The 15,382-nt window shown below is 72.6% G+C and carries 7 protein-coding genes; 6 read left to right on the forward strand and 1 reads right to left on the reverse strand.

Annotated elements, in window-relative coordinates; translation table 11 throughout:
* Nucleotides 1-44: 44 nt before the first annotated feature.
* Nucleotides 45-8,873, reverse strand: coding sequence for a non-ribosomal peptide synthetase (locus tag OHS57_RS32185; RefSeq protein WP_328584177.1), 8,829 nt, complete (start codon nucleotides 8,871-8,873; stop codon nucleotides 45-47).
* Nucleotides 8,874-9,238: 365 nt separating this feature from the next.
* Here OHS57_RS32185 and OHS57_RS32190 point away from each other — a divergent pair, with 365 nt between their 5' ends.
* The 6 genes from OHS57_RS32190 to sbnB all read left to right on the forward strand — a co-directional run bounded on the left by OHS57_RS32190 (nucleotide 9,239) and on the right by sbnB (nucleotide 15,323).
* Nucleotides 9,239-9,709, forward strand: a complete 471-nt coding sequence (locus OHS57_RS32190) for a cobalamin B12-binding domain-containing protein (RefSeq protein WP_041993286.1) — start codon at nucleotides 9,239-9,241, stop codon at nucleotides 9,707-9,709.
* On the forward strand, nucleotides 9,696-11,009 hold the full coding sequence (locus OHS57_RS32195) for a methylaspartate mutase (protein ID WP_328584178.1): 1,314 nt from the start codon (nucleotides 9,696-9,698) through the stop codon (nucleotides 11,007-11,009). The genes OHS57_RS32190 and OHS57_RS32195 overlap by 14 nt, the downstream gene beginning before the upstream one ends.
* A 73-nt stretch (nucleotides 11,010-11,082) precedes the next feature.
* Nucleotides 11,083-12,099 carry an asparagine synthetase A gene (locus OHS57_RS32200; RefSeq protein WP_328584179.1) on the forward strand — a complete coding sequence of 339 codons (1,017 nt, stop codon included), beginning with the start codon at nucleotides 11,083-11,085 and terminating at the stop codon, nucleotides 12,097-12,099.
* Nucleotides 12,096-13,316 (forward strand): glutamate synthase-related protein, encoded by a 1,221-nt coding sequence (locus tag OHS57_RS32205; RefSeq protein WP_328584180.1) that lies wholly within the window; start codon nucleotides 12,096-12,098, stop codon nucleotides 13,314-13,316. Before OHS57_RS32200 ends, OHS57_RS32205 begins: the two co-directional genes overlap by 4 nt.
* Entirely contained in the window at nucleotides 13,313-14,260 is a 948-nt protein-coding gene (gene sbnA, locus OHS57_RS32210; RefSeq protein ID WP_041993293.1) for a 2,3-diaminopropionate biosynthesis protein SbnA, read from the forward strand. Before OHS57_RS32205 ends, sbnA begins: the two co-directional genes overlap by 4 nt.
* Nucleotides 14,261-14,315: 55 nt before the next feature.
* Nucleotides 14,316-15,323, forward strand: coding sequence for a 2,3-diaminopropionate biosynthesis protein SbnB (sbnB, locus tag OHS57_RS32215; RefSeq protein ID WP_328584181.1), 1,008 nt, complete (start codon nucleotides 14,316-14,318; stop codon nucleotides 15,321-15,323).
* Nucleotides 15,324-15,382: the final 59 nt, after the last annotated feature.

Here is a 15,382-nt window from a genome sequence, read left to right on the forward strand (position 1 = left end):
CCGTCACCCGGACGGTGGGGGCGTACTTCTCCATCCGGCCGCTGTCATCCGGCCGGTGCGAACTGCGCGTTGATCGCCGCCATCATCAAATCCGCCACGTTCTGTGCCAGTTCGGCGGGTGTCGGGTGGTCGAACACCGACCGTACGGGTACGTCGACCCGCAACGCCTTCCGCAGCCGTGAGGCGACCTGGGTGGCGAGCAGCGAATGCCCGCCCAGCTGGAAGAAGTTGTCGTGGACGCCGACGCGTTCGATGCCCAGCAGCTCCGACCAGACGGCTGTGATGTGCCGCTCCACGGTGTTGCGCGGCGCCGTGTACGACGTCCCCAGGTCCGGCCGGCTGCCGTCGGGGACCGGCAGCGCCGCCCGGTCCACCTTTCCGTTCGCGGTCAGCGGCAGCCGCTCCAGCGCCATGAACGCCGCCGGGACCATGTAGTCGGGCAGATAGCGCCCGAGGTGCGCGTGCAGTTCCGTGATGCTCGGGGCTTCCGGTCCGGCCGGCACCAGATAGGCCACCAGCCGCTTGTCGCCCGGGACGTCCTCGCGGACGATCACGGCGACCTCGCCGACACCGGGATGGGTGATCAAGTTGGCCTCGACCTCGCCCAGTTCGATGCGGTTGCCGCGGATCTTGACCTGGTGGTCGATCCTGCGCAGGAACTCGATCTGCCCGTCCGGCTGCCACCTGACCAGGTCGCCGGTGCGGTAGACCCGGCCGCCCACCTCCTCGTCGTCGAACGTGACGAACCGCTCATCGGTCAGCTCGGGGCGCCCCAGGTAGCCGCGCGCCACCTGCACGCCGCCGACGAGGAGTTCACCGGGAACACCGACCGGCTGCGGTGTGCCGTGCTGGTCCACCACGAAGCACCGGGTGTTGCCGATCGGCCGGCCGATCGGCGGGACGGTGTCCCCGGGGACGCACACGGTCGAGGTGGCGATGACCGTGGTCTCCGTCGGGCCGTAGTTGTTGACCACGCGGAACGGCAGCCGGGCACGCGGCGGCATCCGCAGCCGGTCGCCGCCGGTCAGTACGTAGTCGAGGGTGCTGTCCTCGTCCCAGTCGAGCGCCGACAGCGACTCCAGCATCGGCGTGGACAGGAACGTGGCGTGGATGGCCTGTTCGCCCAGCCAGTCCCGCAGCAGGTGCGGGGTGAGCCGGACCCGCTCGGTGGTGACGCAGCAGGTCGCGCCCCGGACCAGGCCGAGCCACAGCTCCCACGCCGCGGCGTCGAACGCGATCCCCGCCAGCAGCGCGATCCGCTGCCCGGGGTCGAGACCGTACTGTCCCGCCGTCCAGTGGACCAGGTTGACCAGGCTGTGGTGCTCGACCTGGACACCCTTGGGCCGGCCGGTGGAGCCGCTGGTGTAGATGAGATAGGCCAAGTTGTGGGCGGTGGCGGCCGGTTCGGGGTTCGTGACCGGCTCGCCGTCCAGTGGGCCCCCTTCGGCGTCGCACTCGTCGAGCAGCAACAGGGGGACACCGGACGGGATCCGGTCCGCGTGCGCCGCGTGGGTGAGGACGACCGGGGTCCCGGTGTCCCGCACCATGAACGCCAGCCGCTCGACGGGGTACTCCGGGTCCAGCGGTACGTACGGCGCCCCCGCCTTCAGCACGGCGAGCTCCGCCGTCACCAGGTCGGCCCCACGGCCCAGACACACCGCGACCGGCATGTCGGGCCGCACCCCGTAGCGGGTGCGCAGATGGTGGGCGATCCGGTTGGCGCGCGCGTTCAGCTCGCCGTACGTCAGGGTGACCTGCGGTGATTCGACGGCCACGGTGTCCGGCTGCCGGGCCGCCCGCTCCTCGAAGAGGCCGTGCAGGGTGGCGGTGTCCGGGTAGGCCGCTGTGGTGTCGTTCCACTCGACGAGTGTCTGCCGCCGCTCGGCGGGGGTGAGCACGGACAGCTGCGACAGCCGGGCACCGGGGTCGCCGGCGACCGCGTCCAGCAGTGTGCCGAGGTGGCCGGCCAGCCGGTCGACGGTGTCCCGCTCGAAGAGGTCGGTGCGGTACTCCAGGGTCCCGCGCAGGCTGCCGGCCGGACCTTCGGACATGATCAGCGTCAGGTCGAACTTGGCGTCGGGCAGCGTCACCGCGAACGGCTCCACATCGAGGCCCGGCAGACTCCACGTGTGGCCGTCCGGGGTGTTCTGCAGGGCGAACACGGTCTGGAACAGCGGGTTGCGCGACGGGTCGCGGTCGGGCGCCAGCTCCTCCACCAGCCGCTCGAAGGGCAGATCCTGGTGGTCGTAGGCGCCGAGCGCGGCGTCCTTGACCCGGGCGACCAGCTCGGTGAAGGCAGGGTCGCCGGACAGGTCGGTGCGCATCGCGAGGGTGTTGACGAAGAAGCCGATCAGATCCTCGGTCTCGGCGCGGTTGCGGCCGGCGATCGGGCTGCCGACCGTGATGTCGTCCTGCATGCTGTACTTCGCCAACAGCACCTGGAACGCGGCCAGCAGCACCATGTACAGGCTCGCGTCGTTCGCCGTCGCCGCCGCCCGCAGTCGCGCGGCGACCTCGGCCGGCACCTCGAACGGCACAGTGGCCCCGCCCTGGGGCGGTCCCGCCGGGCGGCGGTGGTCACTCGGCAGCTCCAGCGGCTCCACCCCGGCCAGCCGCTCCCGCCAGTACGCCAGTTGCTCCTCCAGCAGGTCACCGGCCAGCCGCTCCCGCTGCCATACGGAGAAGTCCGCGTACTGCAGCGGCAGTTCGGGCAGTCCGGTCGGTGCGACCCCGGCGACAGCCGCCCGGTAGCCCTCGCGCAGCTCGCGCGCCATGACTCCCTCCGACCAGCCGTCGGCGACAATGTGATGCACCGTCACCAGGACGAACGCCTCGTCGTGGGCGAGCCGTACCAGATGGGCGCGGAGCAGCGGACCCGTCGCCAGGTCGAACGGGCGACCCGCCTCGTCCTCGGCGAACCGCCGTGCCGCCGCGTGCCGTTCGGCCGGATCGGCGATGTGCCGCAGGTCGTGGACGCTCGCTCCCACCGGCGCCGGCGCGTCGATGAACTGCCCCGGCTCGCCGTCGTCGGTGACGAACCGGGTCCGCAGGATCTCGTGCCGCGCCACCATCGCCGTGAGCGCCGTGTCCAGCGCGGAGGCGTCCAGTACGCCACGGACGTGCAGCGCGAACGGTACGACGTACTCGGCGCGTCCGGGCTCCAGTTGATCCAGGAACCACAGCCGCTGCTGGGCGGAGCTCAGCGGCAGCGGGGCGCCTGTCCTGGCGACGGGCGCGATCCGCCCCGCGTCGTCCACGTCCAGCTCGGCCACGACGGCCGCGAGCGCGGCGACGGTCGGCGCCGCGAACAGGGCGCGTACCGGCACCTCCACGCCGAGTGCTGCCCGCAGCCGCGAGGTGACCTGGGTGGCCAGCAGTGAATGGCCGCCCAGCTCGAAGAAGTTGTCGCCGACCCGGGTGACGTCCGTCCCCAGCACCTGCGACCAGGCCGCCGCCACCGCGTGCTCGGCCGGTGTGCGCGGCGCGACGCCGGCCTCGGCCGAGCGGGGCTCGGGCGCGGGCAGCGCGCGCCGGTCCACCTTGCCGTTCGGGGTGAGCGGCAGCCGGTCCAGCGTCACGAACGCGGACGGCACCATGTAGTCGGGCAGTTCGCGCCGCAGCCTCACGCGCAGTTCCTCGGCGGTCGGCGGCCGGCCGTCCGGCACGACGTACGCCACCAGGCGCCTGTCGCCCGGGACGTCCTCGCGCAGGACGACGGCCGTGGCCGTGACATCGGGACCTGCCAGCAGTACCGAAGCGATCTCGCCCGGTTCGATGCGGTGGCCGCGCAACTTCACCTGGTCGTCGAGGCGTCCCAAGAACTCCAGCTGCCCGTCGGACAGCCACCGCACCCGGTCCCCGGTGCGGTAGACCCGCCGGGGGGTGCCGTCGATGTCCAGGGTGACGAACCGCTCCGCTGTCTGCTGCGGCAGCCCCTGGTAGCCGCGCGCCAACCCGGCGCCGCCGACGAGGAGTTCGCCAGGGACACCGATCGGCACCGGCCGGTCGTGCCGGTCGACGACATGGACGACTGTGTTGCGTACCGGCCGGCCGATCGGCGGCACCGGCACCCCCGGCACCACCTCGGCGGACGTCGTGACCACCGTCGACTCGGTCGGACCGTAGTTGTTGACGACGCGGAACGGCAGCAGCAGCCCGGCCGGCAGGCGCAGCGCGTCACCGCCGGTGAGGACGTACGCCAGCGAGGTCGGCTCCGACCAGTCCAGCGCGGCCAGCGCCTCCAGCATGGGCGTGGAGAGGAACGTACCGGTCACCTGCCGCTCGGCCAGCCAGCTCCGCAGCAACTCCGGTGTGCGCCGCACCGTGTCCTCGGGGACGCAGACGGTGGCGCCGGCGGCCAGCGCGGGCCACAGCTCCCACGCCGCGGCGTCGAAGCCGATACCGGCGAGATGCGCGACCCGGCGGCCCGGCGCGGCGCCGAAGCTCTCCACCGTCCAGTGGATCAGGTTGACCAGGCTGTGGTGCTCGATCTGTACGCCCTTGGGGCGGCCGGTCGAGCCGCTGGTGTAGATCAGATAGGCCAGGTCGTGCGGGGCGGCGGCGGGTTCGAGGTCGTCCGTCGCCAGCTCCTCGATCCCCGGCCAGTCCTGGTCGGTGAGGAAGCGGTGGGGTGTACGGGGCAGCCGCGCCGTGTGCGCCGCGTCGGTCACCACATGGGCTGCGGCCGAGTCCTCGATCATGAAGGCGAGCCGGTCGGACGGAAGCTCCGGGTCCAGTGGCAGATAGGCGGCCCCGGCCTTCAGCGCCGCGAGCAGCGCGGTGATCTGGTCGGGCCCGCGCTCCAGGCAGACCGCGACCACCCGGCCAGCTCCGGCGCCGAGCGACCGCAGGTGCCGGGCGAGCCGGTTGGCACGCTCGTTCAGCTCCCGGTAGGTCAGCTCCCCGGTCTCCGACAACACCGCTGCCGCAGTCGGCAGTTGCGCGGCACGCTCCTCGACGAGCCGGTGCGCCGTCGTGTCGGCGTCCCGGGCGAGGGACGCGGTCCCGGACCACTCGGTCAGTACGAGCCGGCGCTCGGCGCCGGTCAGCACCTCCAGCTCCGACAGCCGCTTTTGCCGGTCAGACACCGCCGCTTCGAGCAGCGTGGTGAAGTGACCGGCCAGCCGCGCCGCCGTCGCGTGGTCGAACAGGTCCACGGCGAACACGAGGTTCCCGTCGAGCGAACCGTCGGGCCGCTCCGTCAGGAACAGCGTCAGGTCGAACTTGGCCTCCTCCGCCCGCACAGCGAACGGCTCGACGCCAAGACCCGGCAGCCCCCACGCGTTCCCGTCCGGGGTGTTCTGGAGCACGAACATGGTCTGGAACAGCGGTGTGCGCGACAGGTCCCGCTCCGGCGCCAGCTCCTCCACCAGCCGCTCGAACGGCAGCTCCTGGTGGTCGTAGGCGCCGAGCGCGGTGTCCCTGACCCGGTCGAGCAGCTCACCGAAGCTCGGATCGCCCGACAGGTCCGTGCGCATCACGAGCGTGTTGACGAAGAAGCCGATCAGCTCCTCCGTCTCGGCCCGGCCGCGGCCCGCGACCGGGCTGCCGACCGCGATGTCCTCCTGCCCGCTGTACTCCGCCATGAGCAGCTGGAACACCGCCAGCAGGGACATGAACAGGGTGGCGCCCTGCCCCGCGGCGGTCCGCCGGGCGGCGTCGACCACGCCGGCGGGCACGGTGAAGGCGACCGCGTCTCCGCGCCCCGACCGCTCCGCCGGCCGGCGGTGGTCGGCGGGCAGCTCCAGCGGCTGGAGGCCGGCGAGCCGGTCGCGCCAGTACGCCGCCTGACCGTCCAGCGCGGGCCCCTCCAGGGCCGTACGCTGCCAGGCGGCGAAGTCCGCGTACTGGAACTCCAGCGGTACAAGACCGGCTTCGCGTCCCGCCACCGCGGCGCCGTACAGTTCCCGCAGCTCACGGGCGAGGATGCCCTCCGACCAGCCGTCGGAGACGATGTGGTGCAGTGCGATCAGCAGCAGCCACTCCTCGTCGGCGACACGCACCGCAACCGCCCGCAGCAGCGGTCCCGCAGCCAGGTCGAACGGCGCTCCCGCCGCCTCGCGCAGGATGCCGAGCGCCGCTTCGCCGCCGAGGTCCCGTGCGTCGCGCACCTCGACAGCCACGTCGCGCGGCGCCTCGACGATCTGCGCGGGCCGGCCCGCGGCGTCCGCCACGAACCGGGTCCGCAGGATCTCGTGCCGGGCCACCAGCGCCGTCAGCGCGGCGCCGAACACGTCAGGGGCGAAGCGCCCGGTGACCCGCAGCCCGGCCGGGACGATGTACTCCGCCCGTCCCGGCTCCAACTGGTCCAGGAACCAGAGCCGTTGCTGGGCGAACGACAGCGGCAGCGGCCCCGCCGACCGGTCGGCGCGCCCCATCGCCGTCACCGTGCCCGGGTCGAGCGCGTCGACGGCGGCGGCCAGCAGCGCGGGGGTCGGTGCCTCGAACAGGGTGCGGTGGGACACGTCCACCCCCAGGTCCCGGCGCAGCCGGGAAGCGACCCGGGCGGCCAGCAGGGAGTGCCCGCCCAGCTCGAAGAAGTCGTCGTCGGCGCCCACCGGGTCCACACCCAGCAACTCGGCCCAGATACCGGCGACCGCGATCTGCGTCGGTGTGCCCGGCGCCGTGAACGCCACGGACAGCTCGGGCCGGTGGCCCTGCGGTGCGGGCAGCGCCTTGCGGTCGACCTTGCCGTTCGGTGTCAGCGGAAGCCGCTCCAGCGTCACGTAGCGGGCGGGCACCATGTGCTCAGGCAGGTCCCGCGCCAGGGCCCGGCGCAGCTCGGGCGCCGCAGGACCGGGTTCGTCCGCCGTCACCAGATAGGCCACCAGGCGCTTGTCGCCGGGGACGTCCTCGCGGACCACGACGGTCGCCGCCACCACGCCGGGCCGGGCGAGCAGGGCGTTCTCGATCTCGCCGAGCTCCACCCGGTGACCGCGCAGCTTGACCTGGTCGTCGATCCGGCCGAGGTAGACGAGGCGGCCGTCCGGCAGCCACTTGACCAGGTCCCCGGTGCGGTACACCCGGGCGTCCGGGTCCGCGGAGAACGGGTGCGGCACGAACCGCTCAGCCGTCAGGTCGGGCCGGCCCAGATAGCCGAGGGCCACGTTCACGCCGCCGATCAGCAACTCGCCCGGCACGCCAACCGGCTGGACCTCGCCGTGCGCGCCGACCACGAACACCTCGGTGTTGTCGATCGCGCGGCCCATCGGCACATGGTCGGCCGTGGGGTCCACCGACACCGTACGGCTGACGACGTTGCCCACGGTCGCCTCGGTCGGCCCGTACTCGTTGACGACGGCCGTGGCGTCCGTGCCGTTGGTCAGCATCCGGTGGGTCAGCGCCGGTGTCAGGTCCTCGCCGCCCGCCACCACCGTCACGATGTCGTGCCGCAGCCCGTCCCGCTCCAACCGGGCGACCAGCAGCTCAAGATGTGACGGCGTCGCCTTGAGGAAGCTGATCCGCGCACCGGTCGCCACGAGATCCACGGCGGCGTCGAACACCGTTTGCCCGGGACCCGGGTTCGGTATCACCAGGCGCAGCCCCTGCACCAGCGGCAGGAACAGCGCCGTGACCGTCAGGTCGAACGCGGCCGACGAGCAGAGCAGCGAGCCGATCTCGGCGCCGGGCGCCGCCGGGTAGTTGCGGTCGCACCAGTGCAGGTAGTTGACGACGCCCCGGTGCGCCACCCGCACGCCCTTGGGGCGGCCCGTCGAGCCGGAGGTGTAGATGACGTACGCCAGGTCGCCGGCGCCCGCCTCGACCGCCGGGGCCGAGGTGTCGCCGTCCGGCCAGCCGCCGTCGGTGAGCAGCAGTTCAGGACCGGGCGCGAAGAGGCCGGCGTGCGCGGACTGCGTGACCACCACGGGCGCCGCACTGTCGCCGACCATGTAACGCAGCCGCTCGGCCGGGTACGACGGGTCCAACGGCACATACGCGGCGCCGGACTTGAGCACCCCGAGCAGGGCGCACACCAGATCAGGGCCGTGGTCCAGGCACACGGCGACCAGGGCGCCGGGTCCGACGCCCCGCTCGGCGAGGTGGTGCGCGAGCCGGTTCGCCCGCTCGTCCAGCGCCCGGTACGTCAGCAGCTGCCCGTCGTGCTCCAGGGCGACCGCGTCCGGCTGCCGGTCGGCCCGCTCCGCCACCAGCCGGTGGACGGTCGACGTGTCGGGGAAGGCGGACCGGGGGCCGTTCCACTCGGTGAGGATCCGGATCCGCTCGGCCGCCGTCAGCATCTCCAGCGCGGCCAGCCGCGTCCCCGGCGCTTCGGCGGCGGACCTGGCGAGGACACCGAAGTGGTCCGCCAGACGCTCGGCCGTGGCGCGGTCGAACAGGTCGGTGCGGTAGCCCAGCACACCGCGCAGCGCGTCGCCGTCGGCGGCCAGCTCCAGGGTGAGCTGCGCCGTGGGCGCGAGCGCCGCCGACGTCTCACCCGCCGTACGCCACACGAACCACGGGGCACCGGTCAGCGCGCCGTCGGCCGCGTCGGCGAGCGCCGCGTACGGCAGGCCGCCGCGCGCCCGTACGGCCGTCGCGACCTGCGTCAGCGCGTCCTCGAACTGCGGGTCGCCCGCCGGACCGCGTACGGCCCGCACCAGCGCGTCGTCGCCCCGCACCACCACCGGGACGTCGCCCCGGCCGGTGTGCCGTGCGAGCAGTGTCTGAAACACCGTCAGCAGGGCCGTCGAAAGCTCCGTCCCGCGCTCGTGCGCCGTCGCGGACAGCGCCGCGGCCGTCACGGCGGGCACGTCGAAGAGGACCCGGTCCGAGGGACCCGGTCCGTCGTCGGCCGGGCGCCGGTCCGCCGGCAGCTCCAGCGGCTCAAGACCCGCCAGCGCGCGCCGCCACTCCTCAACCTGGTGATCAGCCACCGTTCACTCCCCATCGTCAGCACGTTGTCAGCGATATACGCGGTACAAGCGGTACAAGCGGTTCGGCGCCGGAAGGACGTCCGCGGTCAGCACGTTAGGACGCGGGCGCGGGCGCCCCCAGTGGGCACAAGTGACGCCTCCGGGGCTGGCCACAAGTGCCCAGTGCCGCTGGGGAACACCGCTGGCCACGATGGACGACGTCACCCGCCGACAGCCCGTACGCCCGCAGCCGACTCCCCGAAGTCCCACCGAACGCCTTGGAAACGGGCGGGACTTGGGGGACCCGGCCAGGGCGGGGACTGCCCCGGATGACCGGCCCGATCGCAGCGATCGAGGCCCCTACGGTGTCGAGAGGAAAGCCGGTCGTGTACCAGCGTCACCAGCCCCCGGAGAGCCCGCCCCACGCGGTCCTGAGCACCATTCCCTCGGACGCGCACACCTGGAACCTGCTGTTCCTCCAACTCACCCTGGAGGAACAGGGATGGGAGGTCACCAACCTCGGCGCCTGCGTCCCGGTCGACACCCTGGTCACCGAGTCCGCCGCACGGCCCCCCGGCCTCATCGTCGTGAGCACCGTCAACGGGCACGGCGCCGAGGAGGCCCCGGCCCTCGCCCGCGCGGTGCGTGCCGAGCCCGCCCTGGCCCGGGTACCGCTCGTCATCGGCGGCAAGCTCGACACCGAGGGGTCCGTCGACCCCGACGCCCATCCCGCGCTCACCGAGGCCGGCTTCGACGCGGTCCTGACCGGGCCGAACGCCGTACCGCGCATGCTCGCCCTGCTCGACTCCCTGTCCCAGCGCGGGCACGGAAGGGCCTACGCCGATGCCGTCGGCTGACCCCGCCCCCGGCAGCGCGGGGCCGCTCACCGACCCGCTCCCCGGTGGCGCCTTCCACCGCTTCATGGCCGAAGCGGCGCACAACGGCACACTCGTCGTCCAGCCCCGCATGGGGTTCGCCGACCCCGCCAGGATGCGCGCGGGACTGCTCGCCACCCGTGGCGCGGCCGCCACCACCGTCGGCACCCTCACCCTCGACAGCTTCACCCGCGTCGGTGACTACGCTGCCGCCGCCCGCGCCGCCGCCCAGGGCCACCAGCTCAACGGTTACCCGCTCGTGAGCATGCCCGTCGCCACCACCACCGGGATGCTCGACGGCGTCCGCGGCGAGGACTTCCCCGTCCAGGTGCGGCACGGTTCGGCGCAGCCCGGCCGGATCGTCGAGGCACTGGTCGAGGCCGGGCTCGACGCCACCGAGGGCGGCCCCGTCTCGTACTGCCTGCCCTACGGCCGCATCCCGCTGGCCACCTCCGTGCAGGCGTGGGGCGAGACGTGCCGCAGGCTCGCCGAACTCCGGGCGACCGGCGTCGAACCGCACCTGGAGAGCTTCGGCGGCTGCATGCTGGGCCAGCTCTGCCCGCCCTCGCTGCTCGTCGCCATCTCCGTACTGGAAGGCATGTTCTTCCGGCAGCACGGCCTGCGCAGCATCTCGCTGAGCTACGCCCAGCAGACCAGCGCCGCGCAGGACGCGGAAGCCGTCCACGCGCTGCGCGCCCTGGCCGCCGACCACCTCCCCGACACCTCCTGGCACGTGGTCGTCTACGCCTACATGGGCGTCTATCCGGAGACCAGGTCCGGTGCGCTGGCCCTCGTCGCCGACGCGGCCCGGCTCGCGGTACGGACCGGAGCCGCACGCCTCATCGTCAAGACGGCCGCCGAGTCCGCCCGCATTCCGTCGATCGCCGAGAACGTCACGGCGCTGGAGACCGCCACGACCGCCGGACGGTCCGAGCGGCGCACCGCACCACCGTCGTCCACCGGCATCGAGGAGGAGGCCCGTGCCCTCGTGGAGGCCGTACTCGGCCTGCACGACGACCTGGGACAGGCCCTGATCCGGGCCTTCGCCCGTGGCTACCTCGACGTCCCCTTCTGCCTGCACCCCGACAACGCGGGCCGCACCCGCAGCGTCATCTCCGAGCAGGGCCGGCTGGAGTGGTCCCGTACCGGGTCGCTGCCGCTCGGCCCCACCGCCACCGCGCACAGCACCCACCCCCTGACCTCCTCGGGGCTGATGTACGCGCTGCATCACGTCAAGACCCGCTACGACGCGTCCGCCGACCCGCTCGCCCGAGCGAGCTGACGGACCGTCATTTTCCCCCTTCCGCGGCCCTTTTCGGGCCGGTGAACCGTACGTCGACCGGACAAGGACCGACATGACACTCCAGATCGACCACCCCCTGGCGTTCGCCGCCGCTCCCACCCTTCCCTCGCCGCTGGAACACCTGCGCGACCCGCGCACCCGGGCGGCCCTGCGCATCCAGCAGGCCCTGGTGGCCGGCGCCCGCGCCTACCTGCGCGCCGACGACGCGGTGGAGATGTCCCACCCGATCATCGGCCCCGTCACCGACCCCGGCTCGCGCGGCGCCAAGCAGGTCGACGTCGACTACTACGGGCACCGCTACAAGCTGATGACCAGCGCCATCCTCTACAAGCAGGCGTCGCTACTGGCGTACGACCGGATCTTCCTCGTCGCGCCCAACGTCCGCCTGGAGCCGGTCGAGACCAGCACGACCCGCCGTCATCTCGCCGAGTTCCGGCAGATCGACGTCGAGTACGCGGGCGCCAGCCGCGACGACGCCATGGACATCGCCGAGGGCCTGGTCCGCCGGGCCGTCACCACCGTCGCCGACGAGTGCGGCGCCGAACTGGCCGTACTGGGCCGCGATCCCGACGCCCTGCGCCGGTTCGTCGCCCGGCCGTTCGCCCGCGTGCCGCACGGCGAGGTCGTCGAGCGGCTGCGCAACGACGGCTACCCGCAGGCCGAGGGCACGGAGATCGAGTGGGAGGCCGAGGAGCGCATCTCCCGCCAGGCCGAGGCCCCGTTCTTCGTCGTCGGCTACCCCAAGGGCTCGCGCGGCTTCTACGACAAGGAGAGCCCGGCCGAGCCCGGTACCCTGCTCAACTTCGACCTGATCGCGCCCGAGTCCTGCGGCGAACTGTGCAGCGGCAGCGAGCGCGAGAGCGAGTACGCGGCGCTGGTCACCCGGATGCGGGAGACCGGCGAGAACCCCTCCAAGTACGCCTGGTACCTGGAGGTCGCCCGGCACGGCATCCCCAGGAGCGCCGGCTTCGGCATCGGCCTGGAACGTCTCACCCGCTGGGTCGCCGGCCTCGACTCCGTCTGGCAGGCCACCGCCTTCCCGAAGCTCGCGGGGGTCGTGTCCCCGTGACGTACCTGACCGCACCCGGCCTGCCCGAGGACGACATCCGCGCCCGCGCACGCGACGGAGCCGCCGCCGTCTTCCCGCCGCTCGACAGCTACGGCACCGCCGTCTTCGGCGGAACCCGCGAACAGGGCGACGAGATCGACGCCCTGCGCCTGGCCCCGCCCGTCTTCATGCCCGGCCGCCTCGCCAAACTCATCGACCTCGGCCGCGAACCGCTCTACTCCGACGTCAGCCTCACCACCGCCCTCGGCGGCTTCGACACCCCGCTGCCGGTGTACGTGTCGGCCCTCGGCTCCACCCGCGTCGCCGGCACCAGCCTCGCCCTCAGCCGCCAGGCGGGACGCCTCGGCATCCCCATGGTCATCGGCGAGAACGTCGCCCCGATGAACGGCTTCCGCAGCAGCGGCGACGACCACCGCAAGGGTCTGCTGGAACGCATCCTCGCCTACTGCGAGGAACTGCCCGACGGCGTCGGCGGCGTCTGTGTCCAGCAGAGCACCGAGGACGCCGACTCCGAGGTCTGGAACCACGTCTACAGCGACCCCGCCGTCTCCGGACTCCTCGCCTCCGGCCGCCTCGGCTTCGAGATGAAGGTCGGCCAGGGCGCCAAGCCAGGACTCGGCGGCCTCACCATGATCAGCGAGGCGGTCGCCGCCGACCTCGAAGGACAGTACGCCGTCGAGCGGCTCACGGACGCCGGACCCGTCCTGCGCTGCTCCAGCCCCGGCACCTTCACCGACGAGATCTTCCGCCGGCAGATCCAGCTCATGCGCAACAACTACCCCCGCGCCCGCTGCTGGGTGAAACTCTTCCCCGGCAGGGACGTCGGCCACGCCGCCGGCATCGCCTGGGACGCGGGCGCCCACGCCGTCACCGTCGACGGAGCCGAGGGCGGCACCGGCTGGGCCCCCACCGGCTTCCTCGGCCACGTCGGACTGCCCCTGGCCGAGTGCCTGCGCCGCGTCGAACCCGCCGGCCGCACCCTGCTCGCCAGCGGACGCGTCTGGGACGGCATCCGCGCCGTGAAACTGCTCGCCCTCGGCGCCCGCGCCGTCGGCCTCGGCCGCGCGGCGCTCGTCGCCGCCGACGAGGACCCGGCACACGGGCTCGAACGCCTCCTGGAGGCCATGGCCCTGGAGATGCGGATGGCCGTCAGCTCCCTCGGCAGATACGCGGCGGACGAGACCGGCCCCGAGGACCTGTGGAGGCCCGAGTCATGATCTACGAGCACACGTACGAGCTGGTCACCGACGACCTCTTCGTCCGGCTGCCCCGGATGGCACCCGGCGCCGAGGTCTTCCTCAAGATCGAAGGCCTCAACCCGGCAGGATCCGTCAAACTCAAGACGGCACTGAGCCTGGTCGAGGACGCCGAACACCGCGGCGTCCTCACCCCCGGGGCCCGCGTCATCGAGTCGTCCTCGGGGAACCTCGGTATCGCCCTCAGTTCCATCTGCGCCACCAAGGGATACGCCTTCACCTGCGTCGTCGACCCCAACACCAACGCCACCAGCATCGACCACATGCGCGCCCTCGGCGCCGAAGTCGTCGTCGTGGACACCGTCGACGCCAACGGCGGCTTCCTCCAGTCCCGCATCGCCCACATCCGGCGCCGCGTCGAGGCCGACCCCACCATGGTGTGGCTCAACCAGTACGCCAACCCGGCCAACCCCCGCGCCCACTACGAACAGACAGCGCGCACCCTGCTCAAGGAACTCCAGCAGATCGACTACCTGTTCGTCGGCGCCGGCTCCACCGGCACGTTCGTCGGCTGCTCCCGGTACCTGCGCGAATTCTCGCCCGACACCCGGATCGTCGCGGTCGACGCCGTCGGCTCCATCATCTTCGGGGCCCCGCCAGGACCGCGGGTCATCCCGGGACTCGGCGCCAGCCGCATCCCCGAACTGTTCGAACCCGGCCTCGCCGACGACGTCGTGCTCGTCCCCGAGGAGGACGCGGTCCACGAGTGCCGGCTGCTCGCCCGCACCCACGGCCTGCTGGTCGGCGGCTCCACCGGATCCGTCCTGGCCGCGATCCGCCGGTACGCGGACGTGTTCCCGGCCGGCTCCCGTATCGCCGCGATCTCACCCGACCTGGGGGAGCGCTACCTCGGCACGGTCTACAACGACGCCTGGGTGGGAGCACACCTCGGTGTGCTCGCGTGACCAGCACCACCGCCATCGACACCACTCCGCGCCCCTCCCGTGAAAGGGACCACCGATGTCTGCATTCCATGTGATCGACGGGGCCGTCGCCCGAGACGTCATCACCTCCGCGCCGTCCGAGATCCTGGACATCGTGCGGGACACCTACCTCCAGCACAGCCGCGGCGCCACCGTGAACCCGGACAGCTACTTCCTGCGCTTCCCCGAGAACCCCGGCGCCCGCATCATCGCCCTCCCCGCCCACCTGGGCGGCGAGGCACCGGTCTCCGGCCTGAAGTGGATCGCCAGCTACCCGGAGAACGTACGGCAGAACCTGCCGCGCGCGTCGGCGGTCCTGCTCCTCAACGACGCGGAGACCGGCTACCCGTTCGCCTGCCTGGAGGCGTCCGCCATCAGCGCCGCCCGTACGGCGGCCTCCGCGGCACTCGCCGTGGAGACCCTGGCCCCCGACGACGCGCCCCGCACGGTGCTCTTCGTCGGCGCCGGCGTCATCGGCCGTACGGTCTCCGACTTCCTCGCGGCCTGCGGCCTCAACGTCGGCGAGTGCCTCGTCCACGACCATGTGGAGGCGTACGCAGAGAAGTTCGCCGCCTACGCGGCCGAGGCCCACGGGTGGCAGGCGAGAGCCGTCACCGAGATCGACGCGGCCCTGGCCACCGCCGACGTCGTGGTCCTCGCGACCACCGCCCCTGCGCCGTGGCTGGCGGACGGCCAGCCCCTGCTGCCGGACCAGCTGATCCTGAACCTGTCCCTGCGCGACATCCACCCCACGGTCATGATCAAGTGCAACAACATCCTCGACGACATCGACCACTGCCTCACCGCCCAGACCTCACCCCACCTCACCGAGATCGAGTACGGCAGCCGCGACTTCATCGACGGCACCCTCGCCGACGTCCTGAACGGCAAGGTCACCCTCGACCGGAAGCGCCCCACGGTGTTCTCCCCGTTCGGCCTCGGCGTCCTGGACCTGGCGGTCGGCTGCCACATCTACCGGACGGCCCTGGACAGCGGCCGGGCCACCGAAATCCCGAGCTTCATACCGGAGTTGACGCGGTGGTGACCTGACCTGAGCTGCCTGCGCAACGTCGATGCCCTTGTCCCGGATCCGGGACAAGGGCA

It is taken from the genome of Streptomyces sp. NBC_00370, from assembly GCF_036084755.1.
Taxonomy (GTDB): Bacteria; Actinomycetota; Actinomycetes; order Streptomycetales; family Streptomycetaceae; genus Streptomyces.